At 63.6% G+C, this 15,484-nt stretch carries 14 protein-coding genes; 4 read left to right on the top strand and 10 right to left on the bottom strand.

All coding sequences use genetic code 11. The annotated features are described in order from the left end of the window. Positions 1–25: 25 nt before the first annotated feature. Genes J3D46_RS00905 through J3D46_RS00895 form a run of 3 tightly spaced genes read right to left on the bottom strand, consistent with a single transcriptional unit; the run spans position 26 to position 3,344 of the window. Positions 26–1,630, bottom strand: coding sequence for an amidohydrolase (locus J3D46_RS00905; RefSeq protein ID WP_231338380.1), 1,605 nt, complete (start codon positions 1,628–1,630; stop codon positions 26–28). Then, entirely contained in the window at positions 1,627–3,132 is a 1,506-nt protein-coding gene (locus J3D46_RS00900; RefSeq protein WP_231338379.1) for a sodium:solute symporter, read from the bottom strand. The genes J3D46_RS00905 and J3D46_RS00900 overlap by 4 nt, the downstream gene beginning before the upstream one ends. Next, entirely contained in the window at positions 3,129–3,344 is a 216-nt protein-coding gene (locus J3D46_RS00895) for a hypothetical protein (RefSeq protein ID WP_231338378.1), read from the bottom strand. The genes J3D46_RS00900 and J3D46_RS00895 overlap by 4 nt, the downstream gene beginning before the upstream one ends. A 165-nt stretch (positions 3,345–3,509) precedes the next feature. On the opposite strand from J3D46_RS00895, the gene J3D46_RS00890 reads away from it, so the two are divergent. Then, positions 3,510–4,496 (top strand): LacI family DNA-binding transcriptional regulator, encoded by a 987-nt coding sequence (locus J3D46_RS00890; RefSeq protein ID WP_231338377.1) that lies wholly within the window; start codon positions 3,510–3,512, stop codon positions 4,494–4,496. A 17-nt stretch (positions 4,497–4,513) separates the two neighbouring features. Here J3D46_RS00890 and J3D46_RS00885 read toward each other — a convergent pair whose 3' ends face one another. Continuing rightward, positions 4,514–5,149 carry a TetR/AcrR family transcriptional regulator gene (locus tag J3D46_RS00885; RefSeq protein ID WP_253464627.1) on the bottom strand — a complete coding sequence of 212 codons (636 nt, stop codon included), beginning with the start codon at positions 5,147–5,149 and terminating at the stop codon, positions 4,514–4,516. An 83-nt stretch (positions 5,150–5,232) separates the two neighbouring features. Between J3D46_RS00885 and J3D46_RS00880 the strand changes: the two genes are divergently transcribed. The 3 genes from J3D46_RS00880 to J3D46_RS00870 all read left to right on the top strand — a co-directional run bounded on the left by J3D46_RS00880 (position 5,233) and on the right by J3D46_RS00870 (position 8,453). Beyond that, a complete protein-coding gene (locus J3D46_RS00880) occupies positions 5,233–6,291 on the top strand; it encodes an agmatine/peptidylarginine deiminase (protein WP_231338375.1) in 1,059 nt (352 codons plus the stop codon). Continuing rightward, the gene (locus tag J3D46_RS00875; RefSeq protein WP_231338374.1) at positions 6,291–8,009 is read left to right on the top strand and encodes an amidase; all 1,719 of its coding nucleotides are present in this window, start codon (positions 6,291–6,293) and stop codon (positions 8,007–8,009) included. The genes J3D46_RS00880 and J3D46_RS00875 overlap by 1 nt, the downstream gene beginning before the upstream one ends. Before the next feature lie 102 nt (positions 8,010–8,111). After that, positions 8,112–8,453 (top strand): hypothetical protein, encoded by a 342-nt coding sequence (locus J3D46_RS00870; protein WP_231338373.1) that lies wholly within the window; start codon positions 8,112–8,114, stop codon positions 8,451–8,453. A 217-nt stretch (positions 8,454–8,670) separates the two neighbouring features. On the opposite strand, the gene J3D46_RS00865 is transcribed toward J3D46_RS00870, so the two are convergent. From J3D46_RS00865 to J3D46_RS00840, 6 genes are all read right to left on the bottom strand, one after another. After that, positions 8,671–10,422 (bottom strand): beta-galactosidase family protein, encoded by a 1,752-nt coding sequence (locus J3D46_RS00865; protein WP_231338372.1) that lies wholly within the window; start codon positions 10,420–10,422, stop codon positions 8,671–8,673. Between the two features lie 18 nt (positions 10,423–10,440). Further along, a complete protein-coding gene (locus tag J3D46_RS00860) occupies positions 10,441–11,139 on the bottom strand; it encodes a DUF624 domain-containing protein (protein WP_231338371.1) in 699 nt (232 codons plus the stop codon). 5 nt (positions 11,140–11,144) lie between these two features. Then, positions 11,145–12,086 (bottom strand): carbohydrate ABC transporter permease, encoded by a 942-nt coding sequence (locus J3D46_RS00855; RefSeq protein WP_231338370.1) that lies wholly within the window; start codon positions 12,084–12,086, stop codon positions 11,145–11,147. Beyond that, a complete protein-coding gene (locus tag J3D46_RS00850; protein ID WP_089596338.1) occupies positions 12,086–13,012 on the bottom strand; it encodes a carbohydrate ABC transporter permease in 927 nt (308 codons plus the stop codon). Before J3D46_RS00850 ends, J3D46_RS00855 begins: the two co-directional genes overlap by 1 nt. Positions 13,013–13,126: 114 nt before the next feature. Continuing rightward, positions 13,127–14,407, bottom strand: coding sequence for an ABC transporter substrate-binding protein (locus J3D46_RS00845; protein ID WP_231338369.1), 1,281 nt, complete (start codon positions 14,405–14,407; stop codon positions 13,127–13,129). Between the two features lie 61 nt (positions 14,408–14,468). After that, the gene (locus J3D46_RS00840; protein WP_253464623.1) at positions 14,469–15,482 is read right to left on the bottom strand and encodes a hydroxyacid dehydrogenase; all 1,014 of its coding nucleotides are present in this window, start codon (positions 15,480–15,482) and stop codon (positions 14,469–14,471) included. Positions 15,483–15,484: the final 2 nt, after the last annotated feature.

Genomic DNA, 15,484 nt, shown 5'->3' with positions numbered 1-15,484 from the left:
CCGAAGACGGGCACCCTGCCACCAGCTAGCGTGAAGGTACCCCCTCCACGAAAGTCGCCACAACGGACGTCCTGGCTAGCTCTTCAGGCGTGACCAGCAGTGGATCCTGCTCGAAAACCGTGAGGTCGGCCAACTTCCCAACACTGATGGTGCCCGTTTCCGCAGCCAGGCCGGCAGCGGCTGCGGCGTGGCTGGTATAGCCTTCCAAGGCCATCAGCGCAGTGAGGGCCTGCGCCGGTTGGACCGGCTCAACGTCCGGCCGCTCAACCGGCCGGCGCAGGATGGAATCAGCCATCATGGCCCGGGGATCGTAAGGCGTGATGGGCCAGTCGGAGCCGAGGGCCAAGGTCACTCCAGCCTCCCGCAGATCCCGGCACCGCCAGCCGCGGGCGGCCCGCTCGCCACCCAGCCGTACGGACCAGTTGTCCGTGCGGTCTGCACGGGTGTGGTGGGTCCCATGGACCGGCTGCATGCTGGCTGCGACGCCGAGTTCGGCGAAGCGGGCCACCAGATCGTCGGGGATGGTCTCGATGTGCTCGATCCTGTGAGCAGCCAAATACCGCGCGTCCCCGGCAGCCTCCAGCCCTTCGAGAACGTACCTAACCCCCTGGTCCCCGATGGCATGCGTGGCCGTGGGAATGCCGCGCTCCACAAAGAACCTCAGCGCTTTCTGGAAGTCCTCGGGGTCGGTCCACACCGATTCATGGTTCTCGCCGTAGGCATCAGGTTGTTCCAGCCATGCCGAGCCGTTGTCGATGGTGCCGTCGATGAAGAACTTCACGCCTTCCACTCGCCATCTCCTGCCGCCCGTGCCCTGCAATGCGGCAGCTTCCTCAAGCTCGTGCAATGATGCGCCGGCATTGACCATGGGGGAGAAGCGCAGCCGGATCGGGAGCTCGCCTGTGGCCTCAAGCTGGGAGGCAAGTTCCCCCGACCCTTCGGCGTAGTCCATGACATGCGTGGAGGTGATTCCGACGGCGGCCATCCCGTTCAGCAGTTCGCCCAGCCTTTCGACGCGGATTTCGAAGCTCTCCTGCGGGAGGACTTTCGTCACCAGGTCCATGGCACTGAACTCGACGAGGTAGCCGGTGGGGGTGCCGTCGTCGTCGACGTCTATCAGCGACTCGTCCGGAAAGTCCACTGGCCCCGTTATCCCAGCCGCGGCCAAGGCCGCAGAATTGACGATCGCCGAGTGGCCGTCGCGCATTCGCAGGAACATCGGCACGGAACCGGTGGCCTGGTCGAAAAGGCGGCCGCTGAAACTGATGCCGGTGAACAGATTAGGGTCCAGGCCCCAACCGATCACCCACTCACCCGGGCCGGCAACCGCGGCGGCGTCTCCGATGATCCGTTGGACCTCTGACAGGGGGCCGAAGTCCGTCAACTGCAAGCCACGGGCCAGGTCCAGGCCAAAAACCACATGTGTATGGCTGTCGTTCAGGCCAGGGACAATTGTGGCGTCGCCGTAGTCGCGGATCACGGTGCCGGTTCCACGGAACGGCTCAACGTCCGCAGGACTCCCGACGGCGGCAATCAGGCCGTCTTTGATCGCAAGGGCGGTGGCGGTTGGCGTTTCCGGGTCCAGGGTGTGGATTCGTTGTGCCAGGACGATGGTGTCTGCGACCGTCACGTCAGTGCTCCTTCGCTCATGGGTTCTTTCTTCTTCAGGCCCGCGAACAGCGCGTCTACGCGCGCCTGTTCTGCGGTGGGAGCCGGCTTGAGGACGGAGACCAGCAGGTAGACGGCCAGGTTGACCATCAAGCCGGCCACTCCGGAGGTCAGCCCACCCAGCCATGGAATCGAAAGGGGGCTTGGGTACATGAGTTCCAGGACGGCTGCCACCAGGATCCCCGAGACCATCGCGGCGTTGGCTGCGGCAGCAGTGCCCCGGCGCCAGAAGATGCCGAGCAGGAGCGTGGGCGCCAGCTGGCAGATGGCCTGGTAGGACACGAAGGCCACCACGATCAGGCCGGAGACCTGGTTTGCCATCAGAAGCGCGGCGCCGGCGGAGATGAGCGTGATGGCAGCGACGGCGATCTTTGCACCCTTCGCGGACTCAATCCGCTCATGCTTGTGAACGCCGATCACGTCGTTGGCCAGCTGCGTTCCCACGGCCTGCAGATTGGCTCCCACGTTGCCCATGGTGGCGGCCACAACACACACGCCGGCAATGGCAACCATGCCCACTCCGCCGACTCCAGCCAGGATGAACCACACAGTATCGGGTGCGTCGGAAACACTCGGGATGCTGGTGGCCAGCAGGCACACTGTGGTGAGCGCGGCAGAGAACAGGAACATGATCGGTGCTGCCTGGACGGCGGACTTCTGGACCGTCTTCGGGGTCTTGACGCTGAACATCCGGACAAACAGGTCCGGCCAGCACCAAGCGCCCATCATGCCCGTAAAAATCAGGGAGAACAGGTAGAACGGGCCCGCGGCGCTGCCGGGACCGGGAAGTTGGAGCAAGCTGGGCGAAACCTCGTTGAACCCGTGACCGTTGGTGATGAGCCACACCATGAGTCCGAGGATCACCAGGAAGCCGACGCCGTAGGCAAAAATCCCTTGAACCATGTCGCTGATGATGAGCCCGCGGGTGCCAAGCTTGACGGTCCAGATCTGGCGTGCGGCGATGAAGAGCACACCAATCACCACGGCGACGTAGGGGGAGACCTGCCCGAAGGACAGCGTGGAGAAGACGAGGCCAAGGGACTGCATGCCCAGGACGACCCACGGAATTGAGGCAAGGACGCCGATGAGCGCTGCGATGACCCGTACCGAGCGCGAGTTGTACCTCAGGCCAAGCAGGTCTGCCTGGGTCCGCAGATCGTGGATCCGGCCCCACTTGTTCACAGGTGTGCCGAGGAAGAACATCAGCACCACGCTGAGCAGTGAATAGGACAAGGAGTAGAAGCCGATGGCACCGGCACTGGCAGTCAACCCGGCAAAGGAAATGAACATCGTGCCGGCAAGCCAGGTGTTGAGGAACGCCATCGTGCCGAACCAGGAACTGAAGGAGCGGCCACCGGTGGCGTATTCGCTCATGGATTTGTCCACGCGCCTGCCGCGGCTCATGACAACCACCACCAGCACGGTGAACAGAAGGATGGCGCCGTAACCGATCAGCATGTTCATGGCGTTTCCTCGTCGTCAGCATCCCGCGTCATCCACAGGCCGAAGAGTGACAAGGTCACCAGCGCGTTGGCTACGAGGAAGTACCAAATGGTGGCTTGGCCATCGCTGAACAACCAGTGCACGGGTGGGGCAAGCAGGAGCAGGATATCGACCACGAAGATCGTCCTGCGTAGGTGGCTTCGGCGGTCCGAAGTCAGGACAGCTTGGGACATTGGGGGGATCCATTCCTCCGGGCGTCGTTGGCCGGATGTAAGCGAAGGAGACGATGTGCGGGAACGTTCCCGCAAATAAAAGTGTGGGACGTCACAGGGTTGATGTCAAGGGCTTCCCCAAGATCCGGGAAGCGGCGTCGCCCGGGCGCCGCCTAGGATGAGGTCATGGCGAGAACCCGGGCAACCATCATGGACATCGCGCGCGAGCTCGGCCTGTCCAAGACCACAGTGTCCAGCGCATTGGGCGGCTCCGGCCGTATCTCCGATGAGAAGCGCGAGCTGATCCAGGAAACCGCTGACCGCCTTGGCTACGTCACCAATCGAGCCGCCCGCAGCCTGCGCGTCAACCGGATCGGTACTATCGGCCTCCACATTCCTCCGGTGGCCCGAAGCCTCGCCTTCTACATGGACTTCGCCTTTGGCGTCACGGAAGGCGCTGCTGCCGCTGACTACGACGTCACCCTTTTTGCCCGCGAACTCACGCCGCGCATGGCTTTTCAGGTGGATGGGGTGATAGCCATCGACCCCGCCCCGGGGGAGCCGCTTGTGGCTGCTCTCCTTGCCAGTGGCATCCCGACGGTGAGTGTCGGCCGCTACGGCGGTCCTGGCGAGGAGCGGGTGCAAGGAACCTTGGAAGCCCATCACGCAGAACTGCAGACCCAGGTGCTGGACCACCTGCTGGCCCGGGGCCGGCGACGTCCGGCGCTGCTCGCCATTGACGACGCCATTGGATCATCCTGGGCTGTCGATACCCGCCGGACTTACACCGACTGGTGCATTCGGAATGGCATGGAGCCGCTCGTTCATGAGGTCGGGGCCAATGCCAATCCGCGGGATCTGATAGCCGCCATCACCCAAGCCGTGGACATTGGCCGTGCCGATGCGCTGGTGTGCGGTGCGCAAGGACAGGCTGCGCAAAGTCAGATTGTCCTGGAAAGCCGGGGCCTGTCACTGGGCAAGGACTTGGATGTGGTCTCCTTTGCCGGTGCGGCCGCGTTGGAAACCGGCAATCCGCTGATCAGCTCAATTGACCTGGCGCCGCGTGCTTACGGGAAGGCTGCCACGGAACTTTTGGACGCCATCATCCAGGATCCTGACGCCCCGCCTGTTCATCGTTGGTTCGAAGGGGCCAGCGTGCACCTGGCGCGCTGAGCGAAGCCCGGCACCGCTTACTGGGCGGGATTGGCGACGAGGGATCCTGGAGCCGCCCCCACCATTCCCTCCACCGCGCGGGCGAGGTGGCTGCCGCGGTCGTTGACGCCGTCCCAGCGGACCAGGGCCTGCGCGTTCAGGCCATCCACCATGCCGAGGATCTGCCAGGCTACGGCGGCGGCATCGGAAACGTTGAATGCTCCGGTCGCGTTCCCGTCTTCCACGACTCCCCGGAAGACCTTTTGCCAGGCGTCCATTTGTTCGCGGACGGACGCGGCCAGGGCTTCGTTGCGGCGTCCCAGCGTCCACGCTTCAACCCAAATGGCCGTGACGTCCAGCCTGCTGTTGTCCAGGAGCGTGTCCACCAGCAAGCTGAGCCGCTCGGACGGGCCGGGGAGCTGACTCAACAAGCCTGCGATTTCCTGTGTTTCCGCGGCCACGATGGTGGCGAACGTGCTGGAGACGAGCGCTTCCATGTTGGGCTGATAGTGCGCCACCAAGCCTGAAGCGACCCCCACCCGGGCGGCTACATTGCGCAGCGTCAGGGCTGTGAGACCCGTCTCGAGTGCGATCCCGCGGGCGGCTTCAGTGATTTCTGCGGCGCGTTCTGCCGGTGACTTCCGGACCGCGCGCTTCTGTGGAGTGCTTGACATCAAGGACCAGTCTAGATTACCTTTTCAGCATTGTTGATCGTGTGATCAACAAGAGAATTGCACTAAGGACGAAGGAGTCACCCATGGCTTGGAGAATGCCGGCCGAAACCGCACCGCATGAACGCACCTGGATGGCGTTTCCCCGCACCGGCCTGACCCTTGGCGACGACGCCGCCTCGGCCGAAGAGGCCTACGAGGCCTGGACCGCCGTCGCCCATGCCGTGGCCGAATTCGAACCTGTCACCATGGTGGTGGACCCGAGCGAGCGCGAGCGCGCTGCCCGCATGCTGGGCAACGGAATCGAACAGGTTGAGGCGCCGTTGGATGAGTTCTGGATGCGCGACGTCGGACCCACCTTTGTGCTGGACGACGAACGTCCCGGCGTGCTCGGCGCTGTGGACTGGATCTTCAACGGGTGGGGTGCCCCGGCGTGGTCTGAATGGCAGAAGAGCGCCGGAATGGCCCGCTTCGTCGCGGAGCAGTCGGGCGCCGAACTGGTCAGCTCGCTGCTGGTCAACGAGGGCGGCGCCATCCACGTGGACGGCGAAGGAACTGTGCTGATCACCGAAACGGTCCAGCTGGATCCGGGCCGGAATCCCTATGCCGACAAAGCGGCGGTCGAAGCCGAACTGGCCCGCACCATCGGAGCCACCAAGGTCATTTGGGTACCCCGGGGACTGACCCGCGACTATGAGGACCTGGGCACGCGCGGTCACATCGACATGGTGGCCACCCTCCCCACTCCCGGCCGTATCCTGCTGCACTCCCAGACCAACCCCGAGCACCCGGACTACGAGGTCAGCCGCACGCTCCAGGCATTCCTGGAAACCCAGACAGATGCGGCGGACAAGCCGTTCGAGATTGTGCCGCTGCCGGCTCCGGAAACGCTGCGCGACGACGACGGCTTTGTGGACTGGAGCTACGTCAACCACTTGGTGGTTAATGGCGGCGTGATCGCCTGCGGCTATGGAGAAGAACGTGCTGATTCCCTTGCGGCAGAAATTTTGGCTGAGGCTTACCCTGGCCGCCGCGTGGTCACTGTGGACGCCCGGCCCATCCTGGCCCGCGGTGGCGGTATCCACTGCATCACCCAGCAGCAGCCGCGTCTCAGCGGAGCGCCGTTCACCGGAGGTGCCGCGTAATGGCCCGCTTCGACGTCGTTGAGGCATCCATCGCGCAACTGCGCGGGGCACTTGAGTCGGGCGAGGTGACCAGCGAGGAACTGACCCAGGCGTACCTTGACCGCATCGAGGCCTTCGACCGCAACGGCATCAAGCTCAACTCAATGGTGGTCATGAACCCCGATGCGATGGCGGATGCTCGGGCCTCGGACGAACGCCGGGCCCAGGGCGCTGTGAGGGGTCCCTTGGACGGCATCCCGTACACGGCCAAGGACAGTTACCTGGCCAAGGGACTCACTGCCGCGGCAGGTTCGCCCGCTTTTGAGCATCTGGTGGCGCAGCGTGATGCGTTCACCATCGAGCGGCTCCGCGATGCCGGGGCGGTGCTGATTGGCCTGACCAACATGCCGCCCATGGCCAACGGCGGCATGCAGCGTGGTGTGTACGGGCGCGCCGAGAGCCCCTATAACGCAGAGTTCCTGACGGCGGCTTTCGGCTCCGGCTCCTCCAACGGTTCCGGCACCGCGACAGCGGCCAGCTTCGGAGCCTTCGGCCTTGGTGAGGAGACATGGTCAAGTGGCCGCGCACCGGCGTCGAACAATGCTTTGTGCGCTTACACGCCCTCGCGCGGCGTCATCTCGGTGCGCGGAAACTGGCCGCTGGTTCCCACCATGGACGTCGTGGTGCCGCACACGCGCACGATGGCCGACATGCTGGAACTGCTGGACGTGATCGTGGCCGACGACGCAGAGACGCGCGGCGACTTCTGGCGGGCGCAGCCTTGGGTTCAGCTCCCGAAGTCGTCCGAGGTCCGGCCGGAGTCGTATGTTGCGCTGTCTCCGGAAACGGTCGACGGCGGAGGGCTGGCTTTGCGGGGCAAGCGCTTCGGTGTGCCGCGCATGTATATCAACGCAGACCCGGACGCCGGGACCAGCGAGCAGCCGGGGATCGGCGGGCCCACCGGGCAACGCATTGAGACGCGGGCTTCGGTGATAGCCCTGTGGGAGGCCGCGAAGGGCGACCTTGAAGCTGCCGGGGCTGAAGTTGTGCTGGTGGACTTCCCTGTGGTCTCCAACTATGAAGGCGACCGACCCGGCGCGCCCACCATCGCCACCCGCGGCCTGGTCAGCTCCGAGTACCTCAAGCGTGAGATCGAGGACCTGTCGGCCTGGGCATGGGACGACTTTCTGCAGGCCAACGGTGATCCCTCCCTTAACCGGCTGGCCGACGTGGACGGCGCTAGGATCTTCCCGCACCCGAAGGGCGCGCTGGCGGACCGTTACACCGGATTCGACGACCATATTTCCGGCTATCCCCGGCAGGTCCGTGAGTACGGTGTCTCCCGATTCACCGAGATCCCCGAGCTGGAAGGCGGAGTGCGCGGCCTGGAGGAGACCCGGCGCGTTGACCTGGAGGACTGGATGGACGGGCTCGGACTGGACGCGGTCCTGTTCCCGGCAGCGGCCGACGTCGGACCTGCCGACATGGACGTCAACCCGGCCTCCGCGGACCTCGGTTGGCGCAACGGTGTGTGGGTGGCCAACGGCAACCTCGCCCCGAGGCACTTGGGCATCCCCACGGTCACCGTGCCGATGGGAACGATGGCGGATATCGGCATGCCCGTGGGCCTCACTTTCGCAGGCCGCGCCTACGACGACACGGCACTGCTGACGCTGGCTGCCGCCTTCGAAGCAACGGGTTCGCGGCGCACGGCTCCGCCCCGGACGCCGGCGCTGTAAAGGGATTCGACGGCGGATTCGATGGCGGGCAAGCCGGACCTAATGCGTTGCTGGGCCCCGGCTCTGATTACAATCAAAGGGACGTCGACCACTGAGGGAATCATGAAGAAACTCACCACTGTCCTGATCGCCGCCGGGCTCATCGCCTCGGCATCCGCTTGTTCCGCCCAGCAGCAGCTGACCACCGCGGAAACCTGTGACCGCGTTGGCGTCGCCGCAGCCGGCATTCCCCAGAACGCGAGCAAGACCGCCACCATCCGCGTGGCCAACGCAATCCGGCCTATCGAGCCCGTGGCTTCCACCGACATGAAGCCGGTTGTCACGGCCATCCTGGAGTTCCTGGATGAGCAGGCCAAGGAAACCCCGGATGAAGCAAAGCTGGGCGAGCTCGGCGCTGCCTATCAGGAAGCAGGCACCAAGTACGGCGAGCTCTGCCGCGGCTAATGACGCCCGCGCGCTGAACACGCAGTCGCTGAACTCGCAGAAGGGACCGGTTGAAGAACCGGTCCCTTTTCGCGTCCCCCGATCGACCCTCTCTCACCGTTGGGCCGTTTATGCCGGGCCCTCTCTCCCTTCTTTCAAGCAAGTGATAGAGGGTTTGGGGGATGGGCGCTGGAGGTGAGAGACGGTCCGCGCCAAGGGCGCATTAGGTGAGAGAGGGCTACTTTTCGTCGGGGCCCAGGTCAGGCTCGACGGCGAAACTTACCTCGCGCGTCGCGCTTCCATGCAGTTCCAGGATGGCGAGCTCGTTGGCGCCTTTGCGGATCAGGGGACCGGGAACGTACAGCGTGCGCTGTGGTCCGCGGCTCCAGTAACGGCCCAGGTTGAAGCCGTTGATGAAGGCATTTCCCTTGGTCCAGCCGTCCAAACGAATGAATCTATCCCCGGGGCCATCGGCGTCGAAGGTCGCGAACGAAACCGACGGACCAGCTACGCCGGCGGAGACGACACCGGGCGGCAGGTCAGCCGCTGCTGATCGGAACGCATCAAGCGAAGCCAAGTCAACAGCGCCGACCACCCAGTCCAGTACCTCCACGCCGTTCAGCAGCGCGGGCCCCATCAACCCCTTGGCCTCGCCGATCCTCTGCCCGTAGTTCACCCGGCCTTGATCCTCCAGGAGAACCTGCAAGCGGCCACCAGCGGGGATGGCAACAGAGAGCTCACCCAATTCCCGGCTCAGGACACCGACGGGCACTCCATCCAGGAAGAACTGCGCGCGGTCCCGGATTTCAGCAAAGGACAGGACGCCACCGGTTTCCAAGGACTTCTCATAGAGGTAGAAGCCCCGGTACTGGCCAGTGATTTCCACAGGTGGAACGGAGCCAGGAACCAGCTGCGTGGCAACCGGAACATCCAGCAAGGATACGGATTCGGACACAGTGAGCGAAGAAGCGGGAACCGGAACCCTCACGGCAGGCACCTCAGAAGGAACCGGGAAGTGCTTGGCGATCACGTCCCGGAACGCGAAGTACTTGGCCGTCGGGTACCCGTCCTCAGAGAGGGGAGCGTCATAGTCATAGGACGTGATGGTGGGCTCGTAAATGCCCTTGTCGTTAGCGCCGTTGGTGAAGCCGAAGTTCGTCCCGCCGTGGAACATGTAGATGTTCACTGAAGCCCCGGCAGTGAGCAGGGCATCCAGTTCGGCGGCGGAAGCAGCGGCGTCGGTGGTGTGGTGGTGCGTTCCCCAGTTGTCGAACCAGCCGTTCCAGAACTCGGCGCACATCAGCGGTCCCGTGGGCTGCCGCTCCCGCAAAAACCCAAGCCGCTCAAGGGAACGTGAACCAAACGTCCCGGTCTTATGCAGTTCGGGCAATGAACCGTCCTCGATCATGGTCCCGAACGGCTGGTCGCAGGTGAACAGCGGAACATCAACACCCGAGCGCTTGGACAGGTCCACCAGATGCTGCAGGTACTCCTTGTCGTTCCCGTAGGCGCCGTACTCGTTCTCAATCTGGAACATGATCACCGGACCGCCCCGCGTGATCTGCCGGGGCACCACCAAAGCCAGCACGGACTCCATGTAGGAAGAGACAGCCGCCAAGTAGCCGGGTTCGCTGCTGCGGACGCCCACAGTGGGGTCGGTGAACAGCCACGCGGGCAACCCTCCGTTGTCCCACTCGGCGCAAATGTAGGGGCCGGGCCGGACAATGGCGTGCATCCCGGAAGCGGCCACCAGGTCCAGGAAGCGCCCAAGATCCAGCCCGCCGTCGGCCAAAAAGACACCCGGCTCGGGCGAGTGCTCATTCCACGGCACATACGTCTCGATGGTGTTCAACCCCATCAGCCGGGCCTTATGGATCCGGTCGGCCCACAGGTCGGGGTGAACCCGGAAGTAGTGGATGGCTCCGGAGAGGATGCGGAACGGCTGATCGTCCAGGAGGAAGTCCTGATCGCCGATTGCGAAGTTGCTCAAGAAAGGTCCTAACAGGGTCTACGCGGAACGCAGCACGGCGTGGAAAGCGTACGAGGCATTGCTCCAGGTCACGAACAGCAGCGGTGCCGGCGCCAACGCGATACCCAGCACCGGCTGCATCACGGCGGCGGACACGATGATCCCCAGCAGGACCAGCATGGCCAGGCTGAGGTACCAGCGCTGCGCCACCAGATAAAGCGAAGCCTTGAGGACGCTTTTCAGCTTCGCCTCAGGCAGAAGTACGACGCCGGCAATCGCCGTGACGGTAAGGCTCACCGTCACGGCGGCCGCTACGACGATCAGCGGCACCAGCAGGGCGGCGCCTGGAATGGTCTGGACATTGTTCTGGAGGACGGCAAGGTCCACGCCAAGGAACATCAGCAGGGCCACGGCACCCACGCCGAGCAGTGCGGCTTTCGCGAAACTGCGCTTGTATCCCCGAAGGAAAGCGGCCACCGGCTTGACCGCGCCGCCGTCGTCGTTCAATGCCTTGAACGCGGCGAAGATGCCGGCGAGCGACGGTGCGATGGTGACCGAGAGGGCCAGGAAGAACGGCCACGCAGCGGCGGGGTCGGCCACCAGGGAGAGGCTGAGGACCAGCGGCGCGTTGGCCACGGCGAGCAGTGCGTTGCCGGCCAGGAAGGTGTAAATGAACCCGAAAATGCTCCCGAAGGTTTCAAATCCTGGCCCGGCCCATCGCCGCGGTTTAGCGCTCACACTACTCATCCTTTCATTCCGCTCGTCGCGATGCCTTGGATGAAGTAACGCTGGCCGATGAGGAAGATGATGAGGATCGGGATCACGGAGATCACGGAGCCGGTCATGATCATGGCGTACTCAGCGTCGAACTGGCCCACGAAGGACCGCAGGCCCAGTTGGACGGTCCAGAGGCGGTTGGACGTGAGGTAGATGAACGGACCCATGTAGTCGTTCCACGTGTTCACGAACGTGAGCAACGCCAGGCTGGCGAGGGCGGGCTTGGACAGTGGCAGGATGACGCGTGCCCAGATGCCGTATTCGCTCAGGCCATCGATGCGGGCCGCTTCGCAGAGTTCGTCCGGGATGGTCATGTAGTACTGGCGCATCAGGAACACGCCGAAGGCACCGAATGCCTGCAGGAGAATCAACGCGTTGAAGCTGTTGGTGAGGCCAAGGTTCTGCATCATGATGTACTGCGGCACCATGTAGGCCTGCCACGGAACAGCAATGGTGCCGATGTAGGCCAGGAACAGGACATCGCGGCCCGGGAAGCGGACCTTCGAGAAGCCGTAGGCGGCCAGCGAGCCCGTGAGGACCTGCAGACAGGTGATGATTACGGCAAGGTACAACGAATTCTGCAGGTAGCCCATCATGGGGATGCGGGTCCAGATGTCCGTGTAGTTGCTCCACACGAACTCCTGCGGAATCCACTGGATGGGAACGGTAAGGACTTGGTTGTTCTCCTTCAACGACGAGGAAAGCATCCAGATGAACGGCACCATGAGCGCCGCCACCAGGACCACCAGCACACCGTAGATCACGATGTTCGCGGTCCGCTTCTTCTGTTCGCGCGGGGAGCGTTTGCGGTCGGTTCGACGGCGGTCTTCCGCAGTAGGTGCCCCGTCCGGGAACGCTGCTGCGTCCGTCACGTGAGTGGCTTTGAGGTCTTCGGCCATGTTGGTCATCAGCGTTCCCTCCGCTGTTGGATCTTGAACTGCAGGACGGTAACCGTCAGCACGATGATGAACAGGACCAGCGAAATGGCCGAGGAGTAGCCGAACTTACCTTCGCCGATGCCCTCCTGGTAGATCAGCTGGGACAGCACTGTGGTGGAACGTCCGGGGCCACCGTTGGTCATGACCACGATCAGGTCGAACACCTTGAAGCTGGAGACCGTCAGCATGACCACCACAAAGAACGTGGTGGGACGCAGCGATGGGATGGTGACGTTCCAGAAACGCTGCCAAGCACTGGCGCCGTCAACTTCGGCGGCTTCGTACAGCTCGGTGGGGATCGCCTGCAGGCCGGCCAAGTACAGGACCATGTAGTAGCCCATGTCCCGCCACACGCTGGTGATGATGACAGCCGGCATGGCCCAGTCGGAACTGGACGTCCAGCCCGGCGGGTTGGCGATACCGATGGCGCCGAGGAACTGGTTGATGGGGCCGCTGTCGGGGCTGAACAGCATGTTCCAGACGACGGCGACAGCCACCAAGGAGGTGATGTAGGGGAAGAAGATGGCTACCCGGAAGAAACCGATGCCCTTGAGCTTGCGGTTCAGCAGCATCGCCAGGATGAGCGCGAGTGCCATGGTGAGCGGGACGTGGCCCAAGGCGTAGACCAAGGTGTTCCGCAGCGCGATCCAGAAGGAGTCGGACGCGAACATCCGCTCGAAGTTGGCCAGGCCAACCCACTTGGGAGCGCTGAACGAGGTCCATTCCATGAAGGAGAGCGCGAAAGCGGCCACGACTGGAATGAGGGTGAAGGCCAGGAAGCCAAGGAAGTTCGGAAGGATGAACGTCCAGCCGATCAGCGTGTTACGCCTGGCTTGCTTCCTGTTGCCGCGGCTGTGCACGGGGGCAGGCGCCTGGGTGATTGTTTCTGTAGTCATGATGACCGCTCCCCGGGACGGGGGCGTTCCTCCATTTCAGGATCCGGAGAATTCGGGTCCAGTTCCGGTGCGGCGTCCAGGGACGCAGCACCGGAACCAGATGCTTGCCTGGCCTTACTTGCCCAGGACTTCGCTGGTGACGCGCTTGCCCATCTCTGCGATGCCATCAGTGACGGAGCGCTCGCCGACCATGATGAGGTCGTGCTCCTGGTTGAGGATCTTGTCCGTAGCGGCAGACTTGTCGCTGACGGGCATTTCCAGGGCGGTCTGATCCGGGGCGAAAGCCTTCTTGGAGAGCTCGTCGGTAGGCAGGCCGTCCAGCTTGAAGTACTCGGCGGTGACTGACTCGTTTTGCAGGGCAGGGACGACACCGATCTTGGAGATGGCCTTGGCGCCCTCTTCACCGGCAGCCCACTCGATGAACTTCTTGGCCTCATCGGAGTGGGTGGCGTTCTTGTTCACGGCGAAGGCCGTGGGCGAACCGAACGTGGTGACCTTGCCGTCGTCGTTCTTCTGCGGCAGTGGAGCCAGGCCCCAGTTGACGTTGGTCTTGCCGTCCTTCTTGGCCTGCAGGATGCCTGCCGTGTACCAGGTGCCCATGGGCATCATGGCAGCCTGGCCGGTCTCGAACATGGTGCGGTAGCTGGTCTTCTGGCTCTTGGCGGTGCCGAAGTCCAGGGTGGTGCCGGACTTCTGGAGGTCCAAGGCGGTGTTGTACTGGTCCTCCATGAAGCCGTAGTCGCCGCTGTTCTGGTCAGCACCGTTCTGGGCCGCTGCGATGGCCTGGACCACGGAACGCCAGATGTGGTGGTAGGTGCCGTAGACCTTCTTGCCTTCAGCTTCGGTGGTGAGTTTCTTGGCGATCTCCGTGTACTTCTCCCACGTCAGGTCCTTGGGCTCTTCGATACCGGCAGCCTTGAACAGGTCCTTGTTGTAGTACAGGAGCCAGAAGTCCTGGCGGTAGGGAGCCGCGAAGTATTTGCCGTCCATGTCGAAGGCGTCCAGGCCGGCGAGGTTGTCCTTGCCCACCTTGTCCACCACGCTGTTGATCTCCTGAAGCTGGCCGTTATTGGCGTAGCGGGAGTAGTCGATCACGTTCTTCATGGTGAGGACGTCAGTGGTGTCGCCACCGGCAAGCATGGTGGTCACCTTCTGCGGGTAGTCATCAGCCAGGATGTCCACGGGTTCAATGTCCACGGTGGGGTTGGCGGCCTCGTAGCCGTCGAAGAGGGCCTTGAACTCGGGGGTGCCCTCGTAGTTCCAGACCGAGACGGTCAGCTTGGTCTTGCCGTTGGCTGCCGGTTGTTCGGCCGGACCGGCTGCGCCTGCACAGCCAGTGAGTCCAAGCCCTGCAGTCACCGCAAGGGCGATTGCGGCGAGGGTTGTGCGCTTCATTGCGTTCTCCTTAGTGGGGGTTCTTAAGTCTGCCGCGGCTGCGGCTGTGGGTTTGACGGGGCTAGGCGCTGAGGCCGAGGTCCGCGTGGACTACTTGGGCCTGGAGGTCCTTGCCGGCGAGGTATCGTTCGAGGTCGTCCAGTGCGGCATCGGACATCCGCCGGGTTTCAGTTCCGAGTGAGCCGGCGATATGCGGTGTGAGGATCACATTGGGGAGGTCGTACAGCGTGGACTCTGCCGGCAGCGGCTCGGGCTCCGTGACGTCCAACAGGGCTGTGATTCGTCCGGTGGCGCACTCTTTCTCGAGGGCGGCCGTGTCAATCAATGAGCCGCGCGCAGTGTTGATGAGCGTTGCGTGGTCCTTCATGGCGCTGAGCTCTGCCGTGCTGATCATGTTGCGGGTTTCCGGCAGCGCAGGGGCGTGGATGGTGACCACGTCCGAGACCGGCAGGAGTTCTTCGAGCGTGACCAATGTGCCGCCCGCAGCCGCCACCTCAAGAGGATCGGCGTAGGGATCGCTGACCAGGCACGTCACGTCCTGGAGTTGCTGGACCAGTTGAACCACCCGACGTCCAATCCGGGAGAAGCCGATGACGCCCACTACGCGGCCGATGTTGCCCAGTTCGCCGCGATCTCCGATGTAGCTCCAGTCAGCGCGGAAGGTGCGGGCATCGTTGGCCAGTACGTGGGCCTTTTTGCCTGCCAGGACGATCGACGCGAACGTGAATTCGGCGACCGGGATGGCGTTGGCGTCGGCGCCGTTGGTCACTGTAATGCCGCGATCCCAGAGTTCTTCGCTCACGAAGCTGCGCACTGTACCTGCACAGTGGAAGACCGCCCGGAGCTTGGGCATGCGCTCCAGACGCTCTGCATTGAGCTGCGGAACTCCCCAGCTGGTAAGGAGGATTTCCACCTCTTCCAAGCGGCCCGCAAGCTTGGGGGCGTCCAGGGAATCCGTCCAGGGTTCGTCACCAAGATCGACCAGTCCAGCCAGCCGCTCCAGTCGCGTGGAATCGAACTGGTCAGCAAAGGTTCCGCTATTCATGACCAGCAGTGCCTGGGGCTTGAGCGACATTG

It is taken from the genome of Paenarthrobacter sp. A20, from assembly GCF_024168825.1.
Lineage (GTDB): Bacteria > Actinomycetota > Actinomycetes > Actinomycetales > Micrococcaceae > Arthrobacter.
The sequence above is the reverse complement of the archived record's forward strand: the minus strand, read 5'-3'. Positions and strand labels throughout refer to the sequence as shown.